Source organism: Pseudomonas sp. V98_8 (genome assembly GCF_029967975.1).
Taxonomy (GTDB): domain Bacteria; phylum Pseudomonadota; class Gammaproteobacteria; order Pseudomonadales; family Pseudomonadaceae; genus Aquipseudomonas; species Aquipseudomonas umsongensis.
In genome coordinates this window covers 17,464-36,984 of sequence record NZ_JASCAE010000072.1, presented here as the reverse complement: position 1 = coordinate 36,984, position 19,521 = coordinate 17,464, and the positions used below count along the sequence as shown (strand labels likewise).

General features: G+C 61.0%; 24 protein-coding genes. 20 read left to right on the top strand and 4 right to left on the bottom strand.

Features of this window, described 5'->3' with window-relative positions; all coding sequences use genetic code 11:
* Positions 1–20: 20 nt before the first annotated feature.
* From QLG10_RS22470 to QLG10_RS22435, 8 genes are all read left to right on the top strand, one after another.
* Positions 21–1,169 carry a chemotaxis response regulator protein-glutamate methylesterase gene (locus QLG10_RS22470; protein ID WP_248677035.1) on the top strand — a complete coding sequence of 383 codons (1,149 nt, stop codon included), beginning with the start codon at positions 21–23 and terminating at the stop codon, positions 1,167–1,169.
* Positions 1,169–1,909 carry a flagellar motor protein gene (locus QLG10_RS22465; RefSeq protein ID WP_282488050.1) on the top strand — a complete coding sequence of 247 codons (741 nt, stop codon included), beginning with the start codon at positions 1,169–1,171 and terminating at the stop codon, positions 1,907–1,909. The genes QLG10_RS22470 and QLG10_RS22465 overlap by 1 nt, the downstream gene beginning before the upstream one ends.
* Before the next feature lie 15 nt (positions 1,910–1,924).
* Positions 1,925–2,815 (top strand): flagellar motor protein MotD, encoded by an 891-nt coding sequence (gene motD, locus QLG10_RS22460; protein WP_110746179.1) that lies wholly within the window; start codon positions 1,925–1,927, stop codon positions 2,813–2,815.
* 42 nt (positions 2,816–2,857) lie between these two features.
* Complete coding sequence (locus QLG10_RS22455) at positions 2,858–3,646, top strand: ParA family protein (protein WP_046819343.1); 789 nt, start codon at positions 2,858–2,860, stop codon at positions 3,644–3,646.
* A 117-nt stretch (positions 3,647–3,763) separates the two neighbouring features.
* Positions 3,764–4,687 (top strand): chemotaxis protein CheW, encoded by a 924-nt coding sequence (locus QLG10_RS22450; RefSeq protein WP_282488049.1) that lies wholly within the window; start codon positions 3,764–3,766, stop codon positions 4,685–4,687.
* A gap of 42 nt (positions 4,688–4,729) precedes the next feature.
* A complete protein-coding gene (locus tag QLG10_RS22445) occupies positions 4,730–5,215 on the top strand; it encodes a chemotaxis protein CheW (RefSeq protein WP_007980742.1) in 486 nt (161 codons plus the stop codon).
* A complete protein-coding gene (locus QLG10_RS22440; RefSeq protein ID WP_020796980.1) occupies positions 5,216–5,608 on the top strand; it encodes a DUF2802 domain-containing protein in 393 nt (130 codons plus the stop codon).
* Between the two features lie 394 nt (positions 5,609–6,002).
* A complete protein-coding gene (locus QLG10_RS22435) occupies positions 6,003–6,272 on the top strand; it encodes a hypothetical protein (protein ID WP_282488048.1) in 270 nt (89 codons plus the stop codon).
* A gap of 64 nt (positions 6,273–6,336) precedes the next feature.
* Here the strand turns inward: QLG10_RS22435 and QLG10_RS22430 are convergent, their stop codons facing one another.
* Both QLG10_RS22430 and QLG10_RS22425 read right to left on the bottom strand, forming a co-directional pair.
* Complete coding sequence (locus QLG10_RS22430; RefSeq protein ID WP_282488047.1) at positions 6,337–6,666, bottom strand: EscU/YscU/HrcU family type III secretion system export apparatus switch protein; 330 nt, start codon at positions 6,664–6,666, stop codon at positions 6,337–6,339.
* Positions 6,663–8,231, bottom strand: a complete 1,569-nt coding sequence (locus QLG10_RS22425) for a flagellar hook-length control protein FliK (protein ID WP_282488046.1) — start codon at positions 8,229–8,231, stop codon at positions 6,663–6,665. The genes QLG10_RS22430 and QLG10_RS22425 overlap by 4 nt, the downstream gene beginning before the upstream one ends.
* A 198-nt stretch (positions 8,232–8,429) precedes the next feature.
* Between QLG10_RS22425 and ccmA the strand changes: the two genes are divergently transcribed.
* The 11 genes from ccmA (at position 8,430) to phnN (ending at position 16,412) form a co-directional block, all read left to right on the top strand.
* The gene (gene ccmA / locus QLG10_RS22420) at positions 8,430–9,065 is read left to right on the top strand and encodes a cytochrome c biogenesis heme-transporting ATPase CcmA (protein ID WP_110746188.1); all 636 of its coding nucleotides are present in this window, start codon (positions 8,430–8,432) and stop codon (positions 9,063–9,065) included.
* Positions 9,062–9,730, top strand: a complete 669-nt coding sequence (gene ccmB, locus QLG10_RS22415; RefSeq protein ID WP_007980754.1) for a heme exporter protein CcmB — start codon at positions 9,062–9,064, stop codon at positions 9,728–9,730. The genes ccmA and ccmB overlap by 4 nt, the downstream gene beginning before the upstream one ends.
* Before the next feature lie 80 nt (positions 9,731–9,810).
* Positions 9,811–10,566 carry a heme ABC transporter permease gene (locus QLG10_RS22410; RefSeq protein ID WP_110746190.1) on the top strand — a complete coding sequence of 252 codons (756 nt, stop codon included), beginning with the start codon at positions 9,811–9,813 and terminating at the stop codon, positions 10,564–10,566.
* On the top strand, positions 10,563–10,739 hold the full coding sequence (gene ccmD, locus QLG10_RS22405) for a heme exporter protein CcmD (RefSeq protein WP_008055370.1): 177 nt from the start codon (positions 10,563–10,565) through the stop codon (positions 10,737–10,739). The genes QLG10_RS22410 and ccmD overlap by 4 nt, the downstream gene beginning before the upstream one ends.
* The gene (gene ccmE, locus QLG10_RS22400) at positions 10,736–11,191 is read left to right on the top strand and encodes a cytochrome c maturation protein CcmE (protein ID WP_110746191.1); all 456 of its coding nucleotides are present in this window, start codon (positions 10,736–10,738) and stop codon (positions 11,189–11,191) included. Before ccmD ends, ccmE begins: the two co-directional genes overlap by 4 nt.
* A gap of 3 nt (positions 11,192–11,194) precedes the next feature.
* On the top strand, positions 11,195–13,183 hold the full coding sequence (locus tag QLG10_RS22395) for a heme lyase CcmF/NrfE family subunit (protein ID WP_110746193.1): 1,989 nt from the start codon (positions 11,195–11,197) through the stop codon (positions 13,181–13,183).
* Positions 13,180–13,716: a DsbE family thiol:disulfide interchange protein gene (locus QLG10_RS22390; RefSeq protein ID WP_110746194.1), complete on the top strand. Its 537-nt coding sequence runs from the start codon at positions 13,180–13,182 to the stop codon at positions 13,714–13,716. The genes QLG10_RS22395 and QLG10_RS22390 overlap by 4 nt, the downstream gene beginning before the upstream one ends.
* Entirely contained in the window at positions 13,713–14,183 is a 471-nt protein-coding gene (locus QLG10_RS22385; RefSeq protein ID WP_110746197.1) for a cytochrome c-type biogenesis protein, read from the top strand. Before QLG10_RS22390 ends, QLG10_RS22385 begins: the two co-directional genes overlap by 4 nt.
* Positions 14,180–15,382, top strand: a complete 1,203-nt coding sequence (gene ccmI, locus QLG10_RS22380; protein ID WP_110746199.1) for a c-type cytochrome biogenesis protein CcmI — start codon at positions 14,180–14,182, stop codon at positions 15,380–15,382. Before QLG10_RS22385 ends, ccmI begins: the two co-directional genes overlap by 4 nt.
* 28 nt (positions 15,383–15,410) lie before the next feature.
* Positions 15,411–15,818 carry a hypothetical protein gene (locus QLG10_RS22375; protein ID WP_110746201.1) on the top strand — a complete coding sequence of 136 codons (408 nt, stop codon included), beginning with the start codon at positions 15,411–15,413 and terminating at the stop codon, positions 15,816–15,818.
* Between the two features lie 27 nt (positions 15,819–15,845).
* Entirely contained in the window at positions 15,846–16,412 is a 567-nt protein-coding gene (gene phnN / locus QLG10_RS22370) for a phosphonate metabolism protein/1,5-bisphosphokinase (PRPP-forming) PhnN (protein ID WP_282488045.1), read from the top strand.
* Positions 16,413–16,507: 95 nt separating this feature from the next.
* On the opposite strand, the gene QLG10_RS22365 is transcribed toward phnN, so the two are convergent.
* The gene (locus tag QLG10_RS22365) at positions 16,508–17,713 is read right to left on the bottom strand and encodes an MFS transporter (protein ID WP_282488044.1); all 1,206 of its coding nucleotides are present in this window, start codon (positions 17,711–17,713) and stop codon (positions 16,508–16,510) included.
* Between the two features lie 224 nt (positions 17,714–17,937).
* Here QLG10_RS22365 and QLG10_RS22360 point away from each other — a divergent pair, with 224 nt between their 5' ends.
* Positions 17,938–18,381 carry a hypothetical protein gene (locus QLG10_RS22360; RefSeq protein ID WP_020797000.1) on the top strand — a complete coding sequence of 148 codons (444 nt, stop codon included), beginning with the start codon at positions 17,938–17,940 and terminating at the stop codon, positions 18,379–18,381.
* A gap of 120 nt (positions 18,382–18,501) precedes the next feature.
* Here the strand turns inward: QLG10_RS22360 and QLG10_RS22355 are convergent, their stop codons facing one another.
* Complete coding sequence (locus tag QLG10_RS22355; protein ID WP_282488043.1) at positions 18,502–19,497, bottom strand: sulfate ABC transporter substrate-binding protein; 996 nt, start codon at positions 19,495–19,497, stop codon at positions 18,502–18,504.
* Positions 19,498–19,521 lie beyond the last annotated feature (24 nt).

Below are 19,521 nucleotides of genomic sequence, written 5' to 3'. Positions count from 1 at the left end.
CTGCGTCTAATGGAGTGTTTATGGCAGTCAAGGTCCTGGTGGTGGACGATTCGGGTTTTTTCCGCCGCCGCGTCTCGGAAATTCTTTCCGCGGATCCGAATATCCAGGTCGTCGGCACGGCGACCAACGGCAAAGAGGCGATTGATCAGGCGTTGGCACTCAAGCCGGACGTGATCACCATGGACTACGAGATGCCGATGATGGACGGCATCACCGCGGTACGGCACATCATGCAGCGCTGCCCGACCCCGGTCCTGATGTTTTCCTCGCTGACCCACGAAGGCGCCCGGGTCACCCTGGACGCGCTGGATGCCGGTGCGGTGGACTTCCTGCCGAAGAATTTCGAAGACATCTCGCGCAACCCCGAGAAGGTCAAGCAACTGCTGTGCGAGAAGATCCTCAGCATCTCGCGCAGTAATCGTCGCATCAGCAGCTACAGCGCGCCGGCGCCGGTGGTAGCACCGACTCCAGCGCCAACGCCAACTCCGACGCCAATGCCATCGAGCAGCATCGGTTATGGCGGCGGCGCACCTGTGCGCCCGTCTCCCGCACCGATCCCGGCCCGTGCGCCTGCGCAGGCTCCGTCGTCGCCAGCGCCGAAACGCAAAGCCTACAAATTGCTGGCCATCGGTACGTCCACCGGCGGCCCGGTGGCCTTGCAGCGGGTATTGACCCAGCTGCCAGCCAACTTCCCCGCACCGATCGTGCTGGTCCAGCACATGCCGGCGGCCTTCACCAAGGCGTTCGCCGAACGCCTGGACAAGCTTTGCCGGATCAGCGTCAAGGAAGCCGAGGACGGCGACATCCTGCGTCCGGGACTGGCGTTGTTGGCGCCCGGTGGCAAGCAGATGATGATCGACGGCCGGGGTGCGGTGAAAATCCTGCCGGGCGACGAGCGCTTGAACTACAAGCCGTGCGTGGACATCACCTTCGGTTCGGCGGCCAAGTCCTATGGCGACAAAGTTCTGGCGGTGGTCCTGACCGGCATGGGCGCGGACGGTCGCGAAGGCGCGCGCCTGCTCAAGCAGAGCGGCAGTTCGATCTGGGCCCAGGATGAAGCCAGCTGCGTGATTTATGGCATGCCCATGGCCATCGTCAAGGCCGAACTGGCCGACGCGGTGTATGCACTGGACGACATCGGCCGGCACATCGTCGAGGCCTGCATCTGATGGACGTTTTAAGTCTCATCGGCATCATCATGGCGTTCGTCGCCATCATTGGCGGCAACTACCTCGAAGGCGGGCATATCGGTGCGCTGGCCAACGGACCGGCCGCGTTGATCGTGCTGGGCGGGACCATTGGCGCGGCGTTGTTGCAATCGCCCATGAGCGCCTTCAAGCGGGCCATGCAGATTCTGGCGTGGATCCTGTTTCCTCCGCGGGTCGACCTGGCCGGCGGCATCGATCGCGTCGTCAACTGGAGCCTGACCGCCCGCAAGGAAGGCCTGCTCGGGCTCGAAGGGGTGGCCGATGCCGAACCCGACAGCTACTCGCGCAAAGGCCTGCAGCTGCTGGTCGATGGCGCGGAGCCGGAAGCGATCCGCAGCATCCTGGAGGTGGACTTCTACACCCAGGAAAGCCGCGACATCGAAGCCGCCAAGGTCTTCGAAAGCATGGGCGGTTATTCGCCGACCATCGGCATCATCGGTGCGGTGATGGGCCTGATTCACGTCATGGGCAACCTAGGCGATCCGTCGCAGCTGGGCAATGGCATCGCCGTGGCCTTCGTCGCCACCATCTATGGCGTGGCCAGTGCCAACCTGGTGTTGCTGCCGATTGCCGCGAAGCTCAAGTCCATCGCGTTGCGCCAGTCGCGTTATCGCGAAATGTTGCTGGAAGGAATCCTGTCGATCGCCGAAGGCGAAAACCCGCGCTCTATCGAGTTGAAGCTCCAGGGCTTCATGGATTGATGGGGGTAATGGACTATGGCTCGTCGTCGTCAACATGATGAACATGTCAATCATGAACGTTGGCTGGTTTCCTACGCCGACTTCATCACCTTGCTCTTCGCGTTTTTCGTGGTGATGTACTCGATTTCGTCGATCAACGAAGGCAAGTACAAGGTCATTTCCGAGGCGTTGATAGGCGTCTTTACCGATAGCGATCGTGCGCTCAAGCCGATCCCCATCGGTGACGAGCGGCCGAAGACCGTGACCCCGGCCAAGCCGTTGGTCAAGGACAGCGACCAGGTCGATGCCGGTGTCTCGGGTGCCAGCGATCCGCTCAAAAGCATCGCCGATGACATCAGCGCGGCCTTTGGCGACCTGATCAGCTCCAATCAAATGACCGTGCGCGGCAACGAGTTGTGGGTCGAGATCGAACTCAATTCCAGCCTGTTGTTCGGCAGCGGCGATGCCATGCCCAGCGACATTGCCTTCAACATCATCGACAAGGTGGCGGCGATCCTCAAGCCGTTCGACAACCCGATCCACGTCGAAGGCTTCACCGATGACCAACCGATTCGCACCGCGCAGTATCCCACCAACTGGGAACTGTCTTCGGCGCGCTCGGCCAGTATCGTGCGCATGCTCGCGATGCAAGGGGTAAACCCTGGTCGCCTGGCATCGGTGGGGTATGGCGAGTTCCAGCCCGTGGCCAATAACGCCACGGCCGAGGGGCGCGCGCGCAACCGTCGGGTGGTGCTGGTGGTGTCACGCAACCTGGACATACGTCGCAGCCTCACCGCAACCGGAGCGGCCAATGCAAAACCGGATGCCGCGTTGAAGCGTGCTGGCACACAAACTGCACCGACCAAGGTCATGTCGCCGGTACGAGAGAACGCCGTCAATTCTCCGTCACCCGCATTAACACGTTGAGCTAATTCCCGGTCGATCCGTTCGGGCGGGAGGAACAATCGAATGAGAGTCTGGGCAGTCGCCAATCAAAAGGGTGGTGTCGGTAAAACCACTTCCTCCATCGCTCTAGCCGGGTTACTGGCCGAGGCGGGCAAGCGCGTGGTCGTGGTCGACCTCGACCCCCACGGCTCCATGACCAGCTATTTCGGTTACGACCCCGACAGCCTGGAACACAGCAACTACGACCTGTTCCTGCATAAAGGCAGCGTGCCCCAGGGCCTGCCCGGTCAGCTGTTGCTGCCCACCAGTCACGAGTCCATTTCGCTGTTGCCATCGAGTACCGCGCTGGCCACCCTTGAGCGCCAGTCGCCGGGCCAGAGTGGTCTGGGCCTGGTGATTGCCAAGAGCCTCGCGCAGTTATGGCAGGACTTCGATTACGCCGTGATCGACAGCCCGCCACTGCTCGGGGTACTGATGGTCAATGCCTTGGCGGCGAGCCAGCAACTGGTAATTCCGGTGCAAACCGAACACCTGGCGGTCAAAGGCCTGGAGCGCATGGTCAATACCCTGGCGATGATCAATCGTTCGCGCAAGCAGGCCTTGCCGTTCACCATCGTGCCGACCCTGTTCGATCGCCGCACCCAGGCGTCCCTCGGTACGCTGCGGGTGTTGCGCGATAAGTTTCCAGAAGAAATCTGGCAGGGCTACATCCCGGTCGACACACGCCTGCGCGATGCCAGTCGGGCGGGGCTGACGCCTTCGCAATTCGACGGCAAGAGCCGTGGTGTCGTTGCCTATCGCGCGCTGCTCAAGCATCTGCTGGCGGCCCAACTCGTCGCGCAGGTGGCATGAAATGAACACGATCCCTGTAGGAGCTGCCGCAGGCTGCGATCTTTTGATCTGGCTTTGCGGCGCGTCTGAAATCGCTAAAAGATCGCAGCCTGCGGCAGCTCCTACAGGTGCGCGCCCATGAACCGGCCATTGAAGATCACCTCACGGCCACAGCTGGCGCTTCAGTCTTATCTGGACAGCCTGCTGCAAGACATCACTGAGGAACTTGCGCCGCCCTTCGAAGCCCCTCCCGAGGTGGTCGAGGTTGAAGCTGCGCTGGACGAATTCCAGGCTGCGGTGCTTGAAGAGCAAGCTCGCGATGCCGTAGTGGCGACCTCACAGGTGGCAGCGCCTATTGCGCAGGCACCCGTCGCCGTGGTCGACAGCCCGGCACCCGTTCTGGCACCGGTCTCGACTATCGCACCCTTGCTGCAAGCCTTGGCGCCGCCGGCCATGGACGAACCAGAAATTTTGGTTCCTGCCCCTGCCGAAGTGCAACAGGTGCGGGTACCACCCGTGGTCGAAGTCCATCTGCCACCCGCCAACACGCCGCCACCGGCAGAAACCGACGGTCGTCCGGCCTGGGCGGCCGAGCCCTTCGAATGCCTGTTGTTCGATGTCGCCGGGTTGACCCTGGCAGTGCCGCTGGTGTGCCTGGGCTCGATCTATCCACTGGCCGGACACGAGCTAACGTCGTTGTTCGGCCAGCCGGAGTGGTTCCTTGGCATCCTGCCGAGCCAGGCGGGCAACCTCAAGGTGTTGGACACGGCACGCTGGGTCATGCCCGATCGTTACCGCGAGGACTTCAAGCAGGGCTTGCAATACGTGATTTCCGTCCAGGGCTACGAGTGGGGGCTGGCGGTGCACCAGGTCAGTCGTTCGTTGCGCCTGGACCCGAACGAAATCAAATGGCGTAGCCACCGTGGCCAGCGGCCATGGCTGGCGGGCACGGTGATCGAACACATGTGTGCATTGCTCGATGTTTCCGAACTGGCCGAATTGATTGCCAGCGGTGGAGCCCGGCACATGGGCGGCAGCAAGCCGCCGCATAAACCTACATAACAGAACAATACCGCCAGGGCGGTTTCTTGAGGGGATCAGGGTATGAATGACAAGGCGACGGCGGCAAAGGGTTCCGAAGATCCGATCCTGCAATGGGTCACCTTCAAGCTGGACAACGAGACCTACGGCATCAACGTGATGCGCGTCCAGGAAGTCCTGCGCTACACCGAAATCGCCCCGGTACCGGGCGCTCCGAGCTATGTGCTGGGCATCATCAACCTGCGCGGCAACGTGGTCACCGTGATCGACACCCGCCAGCGCTTCGGCTTGATGAATGCCGAAATCAGCGACAACACCCGCATCGTCATCATCGAAGCCGACAAGCAAGTGGTCGGGATCATGGTCGACAGCGTGGCCGAAGTGGTTTATCTGCGTCAGTCGGAAATCGAGACAGCGCCGAACGTCGGTAACGAAGAGTCCGCCAAGTTCATTCAAGGCGTGTGCAACAAGAACAACGAACTGCTCATCCTGGTCGAACTCGACAAGATGATGAGCGAAGAAGAATGGTCGGAACTGGAGAGTATCTGATTGATTCTAGAGGTGGCGGTGATTGTCCTGTTCCTGTTCTGGGCAGGCACGCTGGCAATGTTCTTGTCCTACATCCGTGGGCAAAAGCTGATCGCCGCGCAACAGGCCCAGGGCGATGCGCAGCGTGACCAGCGCATCAAGGACCTGGGCCGGCGCGTCGACAACTACCAGGACGGCAATGTGCGCATGGGCGAAGAGCTGCATGAATTGCGCACGCTCGTCGCGCCATTGCCGGACAAACTCACCCGGCTGGAACAACGCGATCCCAAGAGCCTGTCGTTTGACCAGGCGGCGAAGCTGGTCGGAATGGGCGCCAGTGTCGACGAACTGACCCAGTCTTGTGGCCTGACCCAGGCCGAGGCGGAGTTGATGAGCAAGGTGCACAAGAACTGAGGGCGGATCGTTCCCACGCTCTGAGCAGATCGTTCCCACGCTCTGCGTGGGAATGCTCCAAGGACGCTCCGCGTTCCGCTTCCAGATGTGACGCAGAGCGTCACGGGCTGCATTCCCACGCAGAGCATGGGAACGATCATAACCGCCCGCTGGCGGGCGTACGCAATATCTTCAGGCGCTGGTTTGCCAGTGTAGACAATCGAATTATCATCGCTGTTTATCGTTATTTAACGGCGCAAGTTTTTATTCGATGCAAGTTAATTCGGATCGAAGTTATCTGCGTCCCGTTACTTCTGATAGTTGTGCTCTTTTTGCGAGTTCTTTACTTTGAATTCTAACTTGCATTGCAAGTTTGATAATTCATGTATAAGTTTCGAATCAAGGAGTGCATTTCATGGAGCAACAATCAAATCGTCATACTGGAATCATCGAGTCTTTTGAATTGGAAGCTCCGGGTTGGCCAGTCATAACGCCCAGGGCGAAGGGTGCGGTTCGGTCCGCACTTGATGGTCATCTCTATGACCTGCTCGGGCGTGACTTCGTGGGGATGGGGCATTTGTTACCCCTTGTAGGATTGCGCATCTCTTTTATTCTTGTCAGATGGAACGGCGGCAAAGTGACCGCGGGTGACATTCGGCTGGAAACCAGTGATCGCGCAGCCTGATCAGGGTTTAGCACGTTATGGTGTTGGCTGTCTCTCTAAATGAGGGCGGTCAACACCTCGCCCGTCAATAATCATCTCCCTGTTCCGTGATATCTCGTTCCACTGCCACTGTATAAAGATCCTGCCCCGCCGGAAACTTGCCCTTCAAATTCCAAGCAAACGCAATAATCTCGGCAACCGTCAGATAAAGCTCCTGCGGAATACTGTCCCCCAACTCCATCCGCGCCAGCAGGCTCACCAGTTCGGCGTTCTCATAGATCGGCACTTCGCAGTCACGAGCAATGCGCAGGATTTCTTCCGCCAGTTCTTCATCGCCCTTGGCTGTGAGGGTAGGGGCGTGAGTGCCGTCGTACTTGAGGGCAATGGCCTGGCGGGGGGCGTTGGGGTTTTTCATGCGTTTTCATCGACCCAGCGTTGTTCGAGACGGGTTTGCGGACCTTGGGGTGGTTTTCCTTGGTGGCAGTCGAGATCGCCGACGTTCAGCCCGGCTGCCAGCATTCTCTGGCGCAATGCCGCCAGGTTGCTTTCAATCAGGCTGGCGGTGAAGGCGCGTTCGGCCCACAGCTGGCTGCTGAGGCTGCCCTGGATTAGCTGCGCCTGCACCTGCAACGGCCCGAGCGGTTCCATATCGAACGCCAGTTCGATGCGCCACAGTTGTTGCTTGGGTGCTCGTTCTTCCTGGCGTTCCTTGGGCTGTTCTCTTTCGGGAGCCTCTTCGCGCTGGAACTTGATCTGCAACGGCACGATGTCCTGCAGGTTGCGCATCGGGATCTCCAGCTGCCAGGTACTCATAAATCGCCCATCCGGCGTGACGCCGGTCTGCTCAAGGCTCGACAACTGGTGGCTTTGCAGGCGTGAGACTGCTGCAGCGGCCAGGCGCAACAGATGCTCCAGGTCGTCTTCGCCGTCGGCGCTTTGCAACAGCCGCTCAGGCAACGGAAAGCCGGTCGGCGATGGCTTGGCGCTGACCTGGCCAAGCATGCCCAGGGCATTGCGCACGAAACTCGGCATGGCCTGGGCCAGGGTGTTGGCGGCGATGATCGCACTGAGTTGGGGGCTGGCCGGTAGTCCGGAGGATAACTGGCCGATCAGTTTGAGCAGGTCGCCTTTCATGTCGGGCGCCTGGTTCTGGCCGCCCAGCAATTTCGACTCCAGGAAGGCTCCGCTGCTGGCCAACGCCTGGGCCAGGCCTTTGGCACTGCTCAATTGCTGGATGTCCGGCAGCCCGGCGAGCAATCTGTCCACGGCCGTGCGCAGCTCGCTGGAAGTCTGCGTCGAGGCTGGCAGGTTTTGCAGCTGTTTGAGCAAACTATCCAGCGAACCCTGGCGGCTTTGTTGGCTGAGCAATTGCTGGGTCACGGCCAGTTGCTCCTGGCGGCTGCTCAAGGGCACGAACTTGAGGGTCTGACCATCCTCTACCTGTGCGCTGAGCAACGTGCCGATGCGCAACGGTTGCGTGCTGTCGATGCTGAGGGTGCTGCCGCTCAGCGCTGTATTGAGCAGGCTGACCATCGAGCGAAATACCGTGGCTTGCCCCGGTACAGTCGGCAACACCTGGGAGGTCAGCACCTTACCCTGCAGCAGGGTGCCCACCGGCATTTTCGCAGTGTCGATACGGGTGAGGGTGGCGACGCTGGCGGCGATGGCTTGCTGCACGGTGACCGCCAGGTTGCCCGCCGAAGGCTGGGTAACCGCGATGCTGCTGCCTTGGGCCAGGGGTTGATTACTGAGGGCCTGGAGCGTGGTCTGCCGGCCGCTCTCGAGAGTGAGCTTGAGCAGCAATTGAAAGGCCTGATCCGCCTGCTTGAGCGACAGCACTTCAGCTTTGGCGGTCTGGCCGGCGCTGATCAGGCCCTCCATCGGCGTCAGCAGCTTGAGCAACTCGCCACTGACCGCTGGCGCACGCGGGGTCGTCGCGGTGGCCTGCGGTAGGGGGAGGATGTTCATTTCGCCTGTCATACGCGGTCACAACCTTGGGAAATTGCACGCTTGAGAGTAGGAAATGGCATGTATAATGCCGCCCCGTTGTATACAGAATGCGGAAAATTTCCCAGTTAGTTGACGCAGCTCTCTCGTCCGGGCCGCCAATACCTTTATTCTGCATCTCTTTAACGGCCGCGCCAGCGCCGACTTGAACCGTATAAGGCCCGTGAACCCTTGACCAGTCCAGTCTTGCAAACCGTTGCCCTTGCTTGTGAGCGAGACCTTCGGCTGCTCTTCGAAAATCTCGATTTGAGAATGGCCAGTGGCGAAATGGTACAAATCAGCGGCCCCAACGGCAGTGGCAAGACCAGCCTGTTGCGCCTGTTGTCCGGCCTGATGCACCCAACCGCCGGTCAAGTACTGCTTAACGGTCAGCCGCTGAGCGAACAACGCACAGAACTTGCGCGCAATCTCTTGTGGATCGGCCATGCCGCCGGCATCAAGGATTTGCTGACGGCGCAAGAGAACCTGAGCTGGCTGTGTGCCCTGCATCAACCGGCTTCCCATGATGCAATCTGGCAGGCCCTGGCCGCAGTCGGGCTGCGCGGTTTCGAAGATGTTCCCTGCCATACGCTGTCCGCGGGTCAACAGCGCCGAGTGGCGCTGGCGCGGCTTTATCTGGACAGCCCACCGCTGTGGATACTCGATGAGCCCTTTACCGCCCTCGACAAGCAAGGCGTGGCGCAGCTCGAAGAACACCTGGCAGGCCACTGCGAGCGCGGTGGCATGGTGGTCTTGACCACTCACCACACGCTGAGCCGCGTGCCGGCCGCGTACCGTGACATTGATCTGGGGAACTGGGCCGTATGAGTGTTTTTGGCCTGTTGGTTGCCCGCGAAGCCCGTCTGTTGTTCCGCCGTCCGGCTGAACTGGCCAACCCGCTGGTGTTCTTCGCCATCGTCGTTTCGCTGTTCCCGCTCGCGGTCGGTCCCGAGTCGCAATTGTTGCAAACCTTGTCTCCGGGACTGGTCTGGGTGGCGGCGCTTTTATCGGTCCTGCTCTCGCTGGACGGGCTCTTCCGCAGTGATTTCGAGGACGGATCGCTCGAACAGTGGGTCCTTTCGCCGCACCCCCTGGCTCTTCTGGTTTTGGCCAAGGTACTGGCACACTGGGCGTTTTCCGGCCTGGCACTGGTTTTGCTCGCGCCTTTGCTGGCGTTGATGCTCGGTTTGCCTGCCGCCTGTCTGCCGGTGTTGCTGCTTTCTTTATTGCTGGGTACACCGGTACTGAGCCTGCTCGGTGCGGTGGGCGCGGCGTTGACGGTAGGTTTGAAGCGTGGCGGCCTGTTGCTGGCGTTGCTGATCCTGCCGTTGTACATCCCGGTGTTGATTCTTGGCAGTGGCGCCTTGCAGGCCGCCTTGCAGGGCATGCCGGCGACCGGTTATCTGTTGTGGCTTGGGAGCCTGACCGCCCTGGCGATAACCCTGACACCCTTTGCAATAGCCGCTGGCCTGAAGATCAGCGTCGGCGAATAATGAGGTCTGGTCAAAATTTGACCAGTAAAGACCCTTTGGCTGTCTCGTGATGGCGAGCAGCAACCGTGATGGAAACAGCAATGAACTGGACCTGGTTTCATAAGCTCGGCTCACCCAAATGGTTTTACGGCATCAGCGGCAGAATGCTGCCATGGCTGAGCATGGCGGCGTTGCTGCTGATCGGCGTTGGCGTGGTCTGGGGCCTGGCCTTCGCGCCGCCGGACTACCAGCAGGGCAACAGCTTTCGCATCATCTACATCCACGTTCCGGCCGCCATGCTGGCACAGTCCATCTACGTGATGCTGGCGGTGTGTGGCGTCGTCGGGCTGGTGTGGAAAATGAAGCTGGCCGACGTCGCCTTGCAGTGCGCGGCGCCCATCGGTGCCTGGATGACCGCCGTGGCGCTGGTCACCGGGGCGATCTGGGGCAAGCCGACCTGGGGCTCGTGGTGGGTCTGGGATGCACGACTGACGTCCATGCTGATTCTCTTGTTCCTGTACTTCGGTCTTATTGCGCTGGGCAACGCCATCAGCAATCGTGACAGTGCGGCCAAGGCTTGTGCGGTGCTGGCCATCGTCGGCGTGATCAACATCCCGATCATCAAGTACTCGGTGGAGTGGTGGAACACCCTGCATCAGGGTGCAACCTTCACGCTCACGGAAAAACCGGCGATGCCCGCCGAGATGTGGCTGCCGTTGCTGCTGACGGCGCTGGGTTTCTATTGTTTCTTCGGCGCGGTCTTGCTGCTGCGCATGCGCCTTGAGGTGCTCAAGCGCGAAGCCCGGGCCAGTTGGGTCAAGGCCGAAGTTGAAAACAGCCTGGAGGTTGCTCGATGAGTTTTGCTTCATTCGGCGACTTCCTCGCCATGGGCCATCATGGCCTGTATGTCTGGTCGGCCTATGGCATTTGCCTGGCAGTGCTGGCCCTCAACGTGGCGGCGCCGATCCTGGCCCGCAAGCGGTATCTGCAACAAGAGGCGCGCCGTCTGCGCCGGGAGAACGGCAAGTGAATCCGCTGCGTAAAAAGCGTCTTATCATCATTCTGGCGATCCTGGTTGGGGTCGGCGCCGCCGTGGGCCTGGCCCTGAGCGCCCTGCAGCAGAACATCAACCTGTTTTACACACCGACCCAGATCGCCAATGGCGAAGCCCCGCAGGACACGCGCATTCGTGCCGGCGGCATGGTCGAGGCCGGTTCCCTGCAGCGCTCCGGCGATTCGCTGGACGTTAAGTTCGTCGTCACCGACTTCAACAAGTCCGTGACCATCAGCTATCGCGGTATCCTCCCGGACCTGTTCCGCGAAGGGCAGGGCATCGTCGCCCTGGGCAAGCTCAATGCCGATGGCGTGGTGGTGGCCGATGAAGTGCTGGCCAAGCACGATGAAAAGTACATGCCGCCGGAAGTGACCAAGGCCTTGAAAGACAGTGGTCAATCCGCCCCAACACCCGCTAAGGAGGGTTGATCCATGACTTCCGGCATCTTTATTCCCGAACTGGGTCATTTGGCGATGATCCTGGCCCTGTGTTTTGCGCTGGTTCAGGCCGTCGTGCCATTGGTTGGCGCCTGGCGCGGTGACCGATTCTGGATGAGCCTGGCCCAGCCGGCGGCATGGGGACAATTCACCTTCCTGCTGTTCGCTTTTGGCTGCTTGACCTATGCGTTCATGGCCGACGATTTTTCCGTCGCTTATATCGCCAACAACTCCAACAGTGCCTTGCCCTGGTACTACAAGTTCAGCGCCGTATGGGGCGCGCACGAAGGTTCGTTGCTGTTGTGGGCGTTGATCCTCGGCGGCTGGACGTTCGCGGTGTCGGTGTTCTCCCGACAGTTGCCGCAAGTCATGCTGGCACGGGTGCTGGCGGTGATGGGCATGATCAGCACCGGTTTCCTGCTGTTCCTGATCCTCACCTCGAACCCGTTCAAGCGCATCCTGCCGCAAGTGCCCGGCGACGGTGCCGACCTTAACCCGTTGCTGCAAGATATCGGCCTGATCGTGCACCCGCCGATGCTGTACATGGGCTATGTCGGCTTCTCGGTGGCCTTCGCCTTCGCCATCGCCGCGCTGATGGGCGGTCGCCTGGACGCCGCTTGGGCGCGTTGGTCGCGGCCGTGGACCATCGTCGCCTGGGCCTTCCTCGGTATCGGCATCACCCTCGGTTCCTGGTGGGCCTACTATGAACTCGGCTGGGGCGGCTGGTGGTTCTGGGATCCGGTGGAAAACGCCTCGTTCATGCCCTGGCTGGTGGGCACCGCGCTGATTCACTCGCTGGCCGTCACGGAAAAGCGTGGCGTGTTCAAGAGCTGGACCGTGTTGCTGGCCATCGCTGCCTTTTCGTTGAGCCTGCTGGGCACTTTCCTCGTGCGTTCCGGCGTGCTGACCTCGGTGCACGCCTTTGCCTCGGACCCCGAGCGCGGCGTATTCATCCTGATCTTCCTGCTGTTCGTGGTTGGTGGTTCGCTGACGCTGTTCGCCTTGCGCGCACCGGTGGTCAAGAGCCAGGTCGGCTTCAATCTCTGGTCCCGGGAAACCCTGTTGCTGGGCAACAACCTGGTGTTGGTGGTGGCGGCTTCGATGATCCTGCTGGGCACCTTGTATCCGTTGATTCTCGATGCCATGACCGGAGCCAAGCTGTCGGTCGGCCCGCCGTACTTCAACGCGCTGTTCATTCCATTGATGGCCTTGTTGATGCTGGTGATGGCGGTCGGCGTGATCGTGCGCTGGAAAGACACCCCGGTGAAATGGCTGCTGGGCATGCTCACCCCGGTGCTGCTCGGCAGCGCCGCGCTGGCGGTGGTGGCGGGCGTGGCTTACGGCGATTTCAACTGGGCGGTGCTGGCGACCTTCATGCTCGCTGCCTGGGTGTTGTTGGCCGGTGTGCGTGACATTTTCGACAAGACTCGCCACAAAGGCCTGATCAAAGGCCTGCCGACCCTGACCCGCAGCTACTGGGGCATGCAGGTTGCACACCTGGGCATCGCCGTCTGCGCCCTAGGCGTGGTGTTGTCGAGCCAGAACAGTGCCGAGCGCGACCTGCGCCTGGCGCCTGGCGAATCCATGGCCCTGGGCGGTTATCAGTTCATCTTCGAAGGTGCCAAACACTTCGAAGGCCCGAACTTCACCTCCGACAAGGGTACCGTGCGGGTGATCAAGGACGGCAAGGAAGTCAGTGTCCTGCACCCGGAAAAACGTCTCTACACCGTACAGAATTCGGTGATGACCGAAGCCGGGATCGACGCCGGTTTCACCCGTGACCTCTACGTCGCACTCGGCGAGCCCTTGGGGGATGGCGCCTGGGCAGTACGTGTGCACGTCAAGCCGTTCGTGCGCTGGATCTGGTTCGGTGGTTTGCTCACAGGTCTGGGCGGGTTGCTGGCAGCGCTGGACCGGCGTTATCGGGTCAAGGTGAAAAGCCGTGTGCGGGAAGCACTTGGCATGACGGGAGCGACTGCATGAAGCGTTGGTTGATGTTGTTGCCACTGGCAATTTTCCTGGTGGTGGCTGTTTTCCTGTATCGCGGTCTGTACCTGGACCCGGCCGAGTTGCCCTCGGCAATGATCGGCAAACCCTTCCCGGAGTTTTCCCTGCCAGCGGTGCAGGGCGACAAGACCCTGACCCGCGCCGACCTCCTCGGCAAACCGGCATTGGTCAACGTCTGGGGCACCTGGTGCATTTCCTGCCGGATCGAGCACCCGGTGTTGAACAAACTGGCCGAGAAGGGCGTGGTGATCCACGGCATCAACTACAAGGACATCAATGCCGACGCCTTGAAGTGGCTGGCGGATTTCCATAATCCGTATCAGCTGGATATTCGCGACGACGCCGGCACCCTGGGCCTGAACCTCGGTGTGTATGGCGCCCCGGAAACCTTCTTCATCGACGCCAAGGGCATCATCCGCGATAAATTCGTCGGCGTGATCGACGAACAGGTCTGGCGCGAAAAACTGGCGGCCAAATACCAGGCGCTGGTCGACGAGGCCAAGCCATGAAGCGCTGGATCGCCGCGGTAGTCCTGGGTTTGAGCCTGGCCGGCGTGGCCCACGCTGCCATCGACACTTACGAGTTTGCCAAGGAAAGTGATCGCGAGCGCTTTCGGGAGTTGACCAAAGAGCTGCGTTGCCCCAAGTGCCAGAACCAGGACATCGCTGACTCCAATGCACCGATCGCCGCCGACCTGCGCAAAGAGATCTTCCGCATGCTCGGCGAGGGCAAGGACAACCAACAGATCATCGACTTCATGGTCGATCGCTACGGTGATTTCGTCCGCTACAAACCAGCCCTGAACGCCAAGACCGCACTGCTCTGGTTCGGCCCCGCCGGCCTGCTGCTGGGCGGTGTGGTGATCATCGCGGTGATCGTGCGTCGTCGTCGCGTGCAACGCGCCGAAACGCCAGGCTCGCTTTCTGCCGAGGAGCGCGAGCGCCTCGACCAACTGTTGGATAAAAACCAAGAATGATTGATTTCTGGCTCGCTGCAGGTCTGCTGCTTCTGGTGGCCCTGAGTTTTCTTCTGATCCCCGTCCTGCGTAGCCGTCGCGCCCAGCTCGAAGAGGATCGTACTGCCCTTAACGTGGCGCTGTATCAAGAACGCGTGGCTGAGCTGCAGGTTCAGCAGCAAGAGGGCGTGCTCGATGCCGCGCAAATGGACGCCGGCCGCGCTGAAGCCGCCCGTGAATTGCTCGCGGACACCGAAGGCGTTGCCGCGCCTCGGGTGACGCGCCTGGGCAAGGCGGCACCGTTGCTGGCAGCCATCCTGGTCCCGGTGCTGGGCCTGGGTTTGTACCTGCATTTCGGTGCCAGCGACAAAGTCGAGCTGACCCGGGAGTTCGCCCAGGCGCCGCAGTCGATGGAAGAAATGACCCGGCGCCTGGAGCGCGCGGTGGCGGCGCAGCCCGATTCCGCCGAAGCGCTGTACTTCCTCGGTCGCACCTACATGACCCAGGATCGTCCGGCTGATGCGGCGAAGATCTTCGAGCGCACCGTCAACCTGGCCGGGCGCCAGCCTGAACTGTTGGGACAATGGGCCCAGGCCCAGTATTTCGCCGATGGCAAGAAGTGGTCGGACAAGGTCCAGGCCCTGACTGACGAAGCGCTCAAGGCCGACCCCAAAGAAGTCACCAGCCTGGGCCTGCTGGGCATCGCCGCCTTCGAAGGCCAGCGTTATCAGGAAGCGATCGACTACTGGAATCGCCTGCTGGAGCAACTGCCGCCGGATGACCAGTCCCGTATTGCGCTGCAGGGCGGTATTACCCGCGCCAGCGAGAAACTGGTGGCCAGCGGTGGCAAGGTGGCCCAGGCGCCCGCGGCCAAGCCGGCAGCGCTGCTCAAGGTCCGGGTTGACCTGGCGGCCGACTTGAAGGCCAAGGTCCAACCGGGCGACAGCGTGTTCATCTTCGCTCGCGCCACCTCTGGCCCACCCGCGCCGTTGGCGGCCAAGCGCCTGACCGTGGCCGATCTGCCGGCCACCGTCGAATTGGGCGATGGCGATGCAATGATGCCGCAGTTGAAACTGTCGAACTTCCCTGAAGTCCAACTGGTTGCGCGCATTTCCCGTGCTGGCAAGCCAACGGCAGGCGAGTGGATCGGTCGCAGCCAGCCCCTGGCCAGCAGCACCACCGCGCCGCAACAACTGACCATCGATAGCCCGGATAAGTAAACCCGGATCAATAACAGGAAACGCCACCATGACCGCCATTGCTCGAATCACCCTGCTCAGCGTTGTTTTGGGGCTGAGCGCTTGTGCGGTCCAGCGGCCACCAGAACAGCCGACGCGCCCACCGATTCCGCCGTCGCAACCCAGTACCAAACCGACGCCGTCGACGGTGCCGAGTAAGCCGACGACTCCCGCCAAACCGGCCAAGCCGCTGCCACGCACCTCGGCCAGCTTCGCCCCGCCACCTGGTGGCAATAGTCATTGGGACCCGAAACTGGGCGTGTATGTGCTCGACGATCAACCGAACACCTTCTATCGCCAGCGCACCTACTACCGTTGGGATAACGGCTGGAGCCGTTCAATCAGCCCGAAAGGACCCTGGGAAGAGACCGATATCCATGGCGTACCGGGTGGGTTGGGGCGCCAGTTCGGGCAATAACGCAAAGTGCGACCCTCGGGGGATTGGATGGCAGGCAGGTTGATCTACCTCATCGGGCCTTCCGGTTCGGGCAAGGACAGCCTGCTCGATGCCGCGCGTGCGCGGTTGGCCGAGCGTGGCTGCCGAATCGTGCGCCGAGTCATCACGCGTTCCGCCGAAGCCGTGGGCGAGGCGGCACTGGGCGTGAGCCCGCAGCAGTTCGTCCAGATGCAGGCCCAGGGCGCGTTTGCCCTGAGCTGGCACGCCAATGGTCTGTCCTATGGCATCTCGCGGGAAATCGACGATTGGCTCGCCGCTGGACAGGACGTGCTGGTGAACGGCTCGCGGGGGCATTTGCAGGATACTCGCGAGCGTTATCCGAATGTGTTGGCGATATTGCTGACCGTGGACCAGGCAGTGCTGCGCCAGCGCTTGCTGGCGCGTGGACGTGAGTCCTTGGCCGAGATCGACCAGCGCCTGGCGCGCAATGCCCGTTTCGGTGAGCGCCTGCTGGCCGAGGATCCGACAGTGCATGTGCTCGACAACTCCGGGCCACTGGAGCAAACCGTTGAAAAACTCTTGGCCTTTCTCGACGAGCCGGCAGCATGCGCCTGATTGCGGTGCCGGCTATTTTGGCGATTTAGAACCGGGCGACGAGCACACCGCCGCCTTGGCGGGCGATCCTACTGGCCCGCCAGACGCTTGGATCTTTACGCCGTCGCCAACGAAGCCTTCTGCGAAACACTCAGGAAGCGCAACAACGCCAACAGTGGAAACGCACTGCCAACCACCACGATCCACAGCCAGCCGCCGTGCTCATATACCGCGCTGGCCACGGATGAGCCGAACGCACCGCCGATGAAGATGCTGGTCATGTACAACGCATTCAGGCGGCTGCGGCTCTTGGCGTCCAGGGCGTAGACCGCGCGTTGACCGAGGACCATGTTCATTTGTACGCAGAAATCCAGCACCACGCCGGTCACGGCCAAGCCGATCACGCTGTAGACGGGGTGGATGAACGCGGGCAGGAAGCTCAGGCTGGCGAACAGCAGGGCCAGCAATGAAGCGATGCGGGTATGGCCGGCGTCGGCCAGGCGTCCGGCAATAGGCGCGGCAATGGCGCCGATTGCGCCGACCAGGGCGAAAATCGCGATCTGGCTTTGCGACAGGCCGTGATTGCGCGCCAGTTCCAGCGGCACGGCGGTCCAGAACAAGCTGAACGTGGCGAACATGCAGCCTTGATAAAACGCCCGCTGACGCAATACCGGTTGCTGACGCAGCAGCGTCCAGAGCGAACCCAGCAATTGGCCATAGGACGCGCTGTGGTCAGGCTGGCGCTTAGGGATGGTCAGCGCCAATACGATGCTGATCGCTGCCATCAATAGCGCGGCAATCACAAACATTGCCCGCCAGCCAAAATGATCCGCCACCACGCTGGACACCGGTCGCGCCAGCAAGATCCCCAACAACAAACCGCCCATGATCCCGCCGACCACGCGGCCGCGAGATTCTTCCGGCGCCAGGTGTGCGGCCAGCGGTATCAGGATCTGCACCGACACCGAACTGAAGCCCACCATTAGCGAAATCAGCAAGAACACGTTCGGCTGATCGGTGAGCGCCGCGCCCAGCAGACTGGCAATGGCCACCACGGTCGTGATGATCATCAGCCGACGGTTTTCCAGCAGATCACCCAAAGGCACCAGGAAGAACAGGCCCAGGGCATAACCGATCTGCGTCAGCGAAACGATCAGGCTGGCCATGGTGCTGGTCAGGCCGATGTCCGGTGCGATCAGGCCGATGATCGGTTGCGCATAGTAGATGTTGGCGACAATCGCACCACAGCAGAAGGCGAACAGCAGCACCATGCCTCGGGTCATTGTCGCGGTGCCATGGGGCAGCTGGGTCGCTGGATTCATCACGTGTCTCACTGGATATAAGGGAATGCGCGCAGGCTAAACGGCTGGTTGAAACGGCGGAAGTGGATTTGGAGTGATAGTAATCATTCTTCTGCGCAATGAGTGACGAATGCGGGCGTGCTGCAGGGACCACCGGCCATCCGAAGAACTGCCCGTTTTGCCGTGACAGCTAGAATCTACAGGGGGATCACTTCAACGTGTCCTTACAAAGCGGGAGTATCACGATGAAAATCGTATCTTCGCTGGCGTTGGTGGTAGCGGTTGGGTCGATCTTCGGGTGCTCGACAGTGCCAGATGCTCAGGTCACCAACGTTCCCATGAACGCCACTGCCATCAATGCCGGCAACATCGCCCGGCCAATCATGATGCCTGACGGGCAAGCAACAGTGTTCTGGTTTGCTGTCAGTGGAGAATCCATGGGTAGCGCGTTACCAGGCCGTTTGCAGGCCTACATCTACCCGGGCAGCTGTGGAAGTCTGGGTGCCAAACCCGCCTATGACATGAATGACGGCCCGAATGCGCGGTTCTATTCGCAAGCGTCCATGCAATATTTCTGGAAAAGCGCGCCCGTACCGGTCGAGACACTTCGAGCGGGGGGCTATGCGTTAGTGGTGCGAGAAAGCCCGGCCGATGGTCACCAGGCGATTTTCTGCGGCAATCTGAGCTAGCGGCATACCCCTGTAGGAGTTGCCGAAGGCTGCGATCTTTTGATTTTGCCTTTTGAAAAACAAGATCAAAAGATCGCAGCCTTCGGCAGCTCCTACAGGGGATCGCGTTTGCTCAGTGGGTTACTGGGCGTAAATCTGGTCGAAGATCCCGCCATCATTGAAGTGGGTCTTCTGCACGGTGCGCCAGTCGCCGAAGGTTTTCTCCACCGACAGGAAGTCGACTTTCGGGAAGCGGTCGGTGTACTTGGCCAGCACGGCCGGGTCACGTGGACGCAGGTAGTTGGCGGCGGCGATTTCCTGGCCTTCTGGCGACCAGAGGTACTTCAGGTATTCCTCGGCGGCGGCGCGGGTGCCTTTCTTGTCGACGGTCTTGTCGACCACCGATACCGGTGGCTCGGCTTCGGCGGATACGCTTGGGTAGATGACCTCGAACTGATCGCGGCCAAACTCGCGGGCGATCATTTCCGCTTCGTTTTCGAAGGTCACCAGCACGTCGCCGATCTGGTTGGTCATGAAGGTTGTCGTCGCGGCGCGGCCCCCGGTATCCAGCACTGGAGCCTGCTTGAACAGCTTGCCGACGAACTCCTTCGCCTTGTTTTCGTCGCCGCCATTTTTCAACACGTAGCCCCAGGCGGAGAGATAGGTGTAGCGGCCGTTACCTGAAGTCTTCGGGTTTGGCACGATGACTTGCACACCGTCCTTGAGCAGGTCCGGCCAGTCTTTCAGGGCTTTGGGGTTGCCTTTGCGGACGATGAACACGGTGGCCGAGGTGAATGGCGCGCTGTTGTCCGGCAGGCGGGTGACCCAATTGTCCGGCACCAGTTTGCCGTTATCGGCCAGGGCATTGATGTCGGCGGCCATGTTCATGGTGATCACGTCAGCGGGCAGGCCATCGATGACCGAGCGCGCCTGCTTGCTGGAGCCACCGAAGGACATCTGCAAAATGATGTTTTCGTTGTGCTCGGCTTGCCAGTGTTTCTGGAACGCAGTGTTGTAGTCCTTATAGAAATCGCGCATCACGTCGTAGGAAACGTTGAGCAGGGTCGGTGCGGCCTGGGCTACGCTGGTCAGTGCCAGGCCTGCGGCCAGAAGTGAGGCGCCAAAGAGTTTTTTCACTGCGAATTCCTTGTTCTATGTAGG

What these genes read in the sequence shown, in the direction of transcription:
- QLG10_RS22470 (WP_248677035.1), top strand. Translation starts at nt 21, where the DNA reads ATGGCAGTCAAGGTCCTGGTGGTGGACGATTCGGGTTTTTTCCGCCGC.
- QLG10_RS22465 (WP_282488050.1), top strand. Translation starts at nt 1,169, where the DNA reads ATGGACGTTTTAAGTCTCATCGGCATCATCATGGCGTTCGTCGCCATC.
- motD (WP_110746179.1), top strand. Translation starts at nt 1,925, where the DNA reads ATGGCTCGTCGTCGTCAACATGATGAACATGTCAATCATGAACGTTGG.
- QLG10_RS22455 (WP_046819343.1), top strand. Translation starts at nt 2,858, where the DNA reads ATGAGAGTCTGGGCAGTCGCCAATCAAAAGGGTGGTGTCGGTAAAACC.
- QLG10_RS22450 (WP_282488049.1), top strand. Translation starts at nt 3,764, where the DNA reads ATGAACCGGCCATTGAAGATCACCTCACGGCCACAGCTGGCGCTTCAG.
- QLG10_RS22445 (WP_007980742.1), top strand. Translation starts at nt 4,730, where the DNA reads ATGAATGACAAGGCGACGGCGGCAAAGGGTTCCGAAGATCCGATCCTG.
- QLG10_RS22435 (WP_282488048.1), top strand. Translation starts at nt 6,003, where the DNA reads ATGGAGCAACAATCAAATCGTCATACTGGAATCATCGAGTCTTTTGAA.
- QLG10_RS22430 (WP_282488047.1), bottom strand. Translation starts at nt 6,666, where the DNA reads ATGAAAAACCCCAACGCCCCCCGCCAGGCCATTGCCCTCAAGTACGAC.
- QLG10_RS22425 (WP_282488046.1), bottom strand. Translation starts at nt 8,231, where the DNA reads ATGACAGGCGAAATGAACATCCTCCCCCTACCGCAGGCCACCGCGACG.
- ccmB (WP_007980754.1), top strand. Translation starts at nt 9,062, where the DNA reads ATGAGTGTTTTTGGCCTGTTGGTTGCCCGCGAAGCCCGTCTGTTGTTC.
- QLG10_RS22410 (WP_110746190.1), top strand. Translation starts at nt 9,811, where the DNA reads ATGAACTGGACCTGGTTTCATAAGCTCGGCTCACCCAAATGGTTTTAC.
- ccmD (WP_008055370.1), top strand. Translation starts at nt 10,563, where the DNA reads ATGAGTTTTGCTTCATTCGGCGACTTCCTCGCCATGGGCCATCATGGC.
- QLG10_RS22395 (WP_110746193.1), top strand. Translation starts at nt 11,195, where the DNA reads ATGACTTCCGGCATCTTTATTCCCGAACTGGGTCATTTGGCGATGATC.
- QLG10_RS22390 (WP_110746194.1), top strand. Translation starts at nt 13,180, where the DNA reads ATGAAGCGTTGGTTGATGTTGTTGCCACTGGCAATTTTCCTGGTGGTG.
- QLG10_RS22385 (WP_110746197.1), top strand. Translation starts at nt 13,713, where the DNA reads ATGAAGCGCTGGATCGCCGCGGTAGTCCTGGGTTTGAGCCTGGCCGGC.
- ccmI (WP_110746199.1), top strand. Translation starts at nt 14,180, where the DNA reads ATGATTGATTTCTGGCTCGCTGCAGGTCTGCTGCTTCTGGTGGCCCTG.
- QLG10_RS22375 (WP_110746201.1), top strand. Translation starts at nt 15,411, where the DNA reads ATGACCGCCATTGCTCGAATCACCCTGCTCAGCGTTGTTTTGGGGCTG.
- phnN (WP_282488045.1), top strand. Translation starts at nt 15,846, where the DNA reads ATGGCAGGCAGGTTGATCTACCTCATCGGGCCTTCCGGTTCGGGCAAG.
- QLG10_RS22365 (WP_282488044.1), bottom strand. Translation starts at nt 17,713, where the DNA reads ATGAATCCAGCGACCCAGCTGCCCCATGGCACCGCGACAATGACCCGA.
- QLG10_RS22360 (WP_020797000.1), top strand. Translation starts at nt 17,938, where the DNA reads ATGAAAATCGTATCTTCGCTGGCGTTGGTGGTAGCGGTTGGGTCGATC.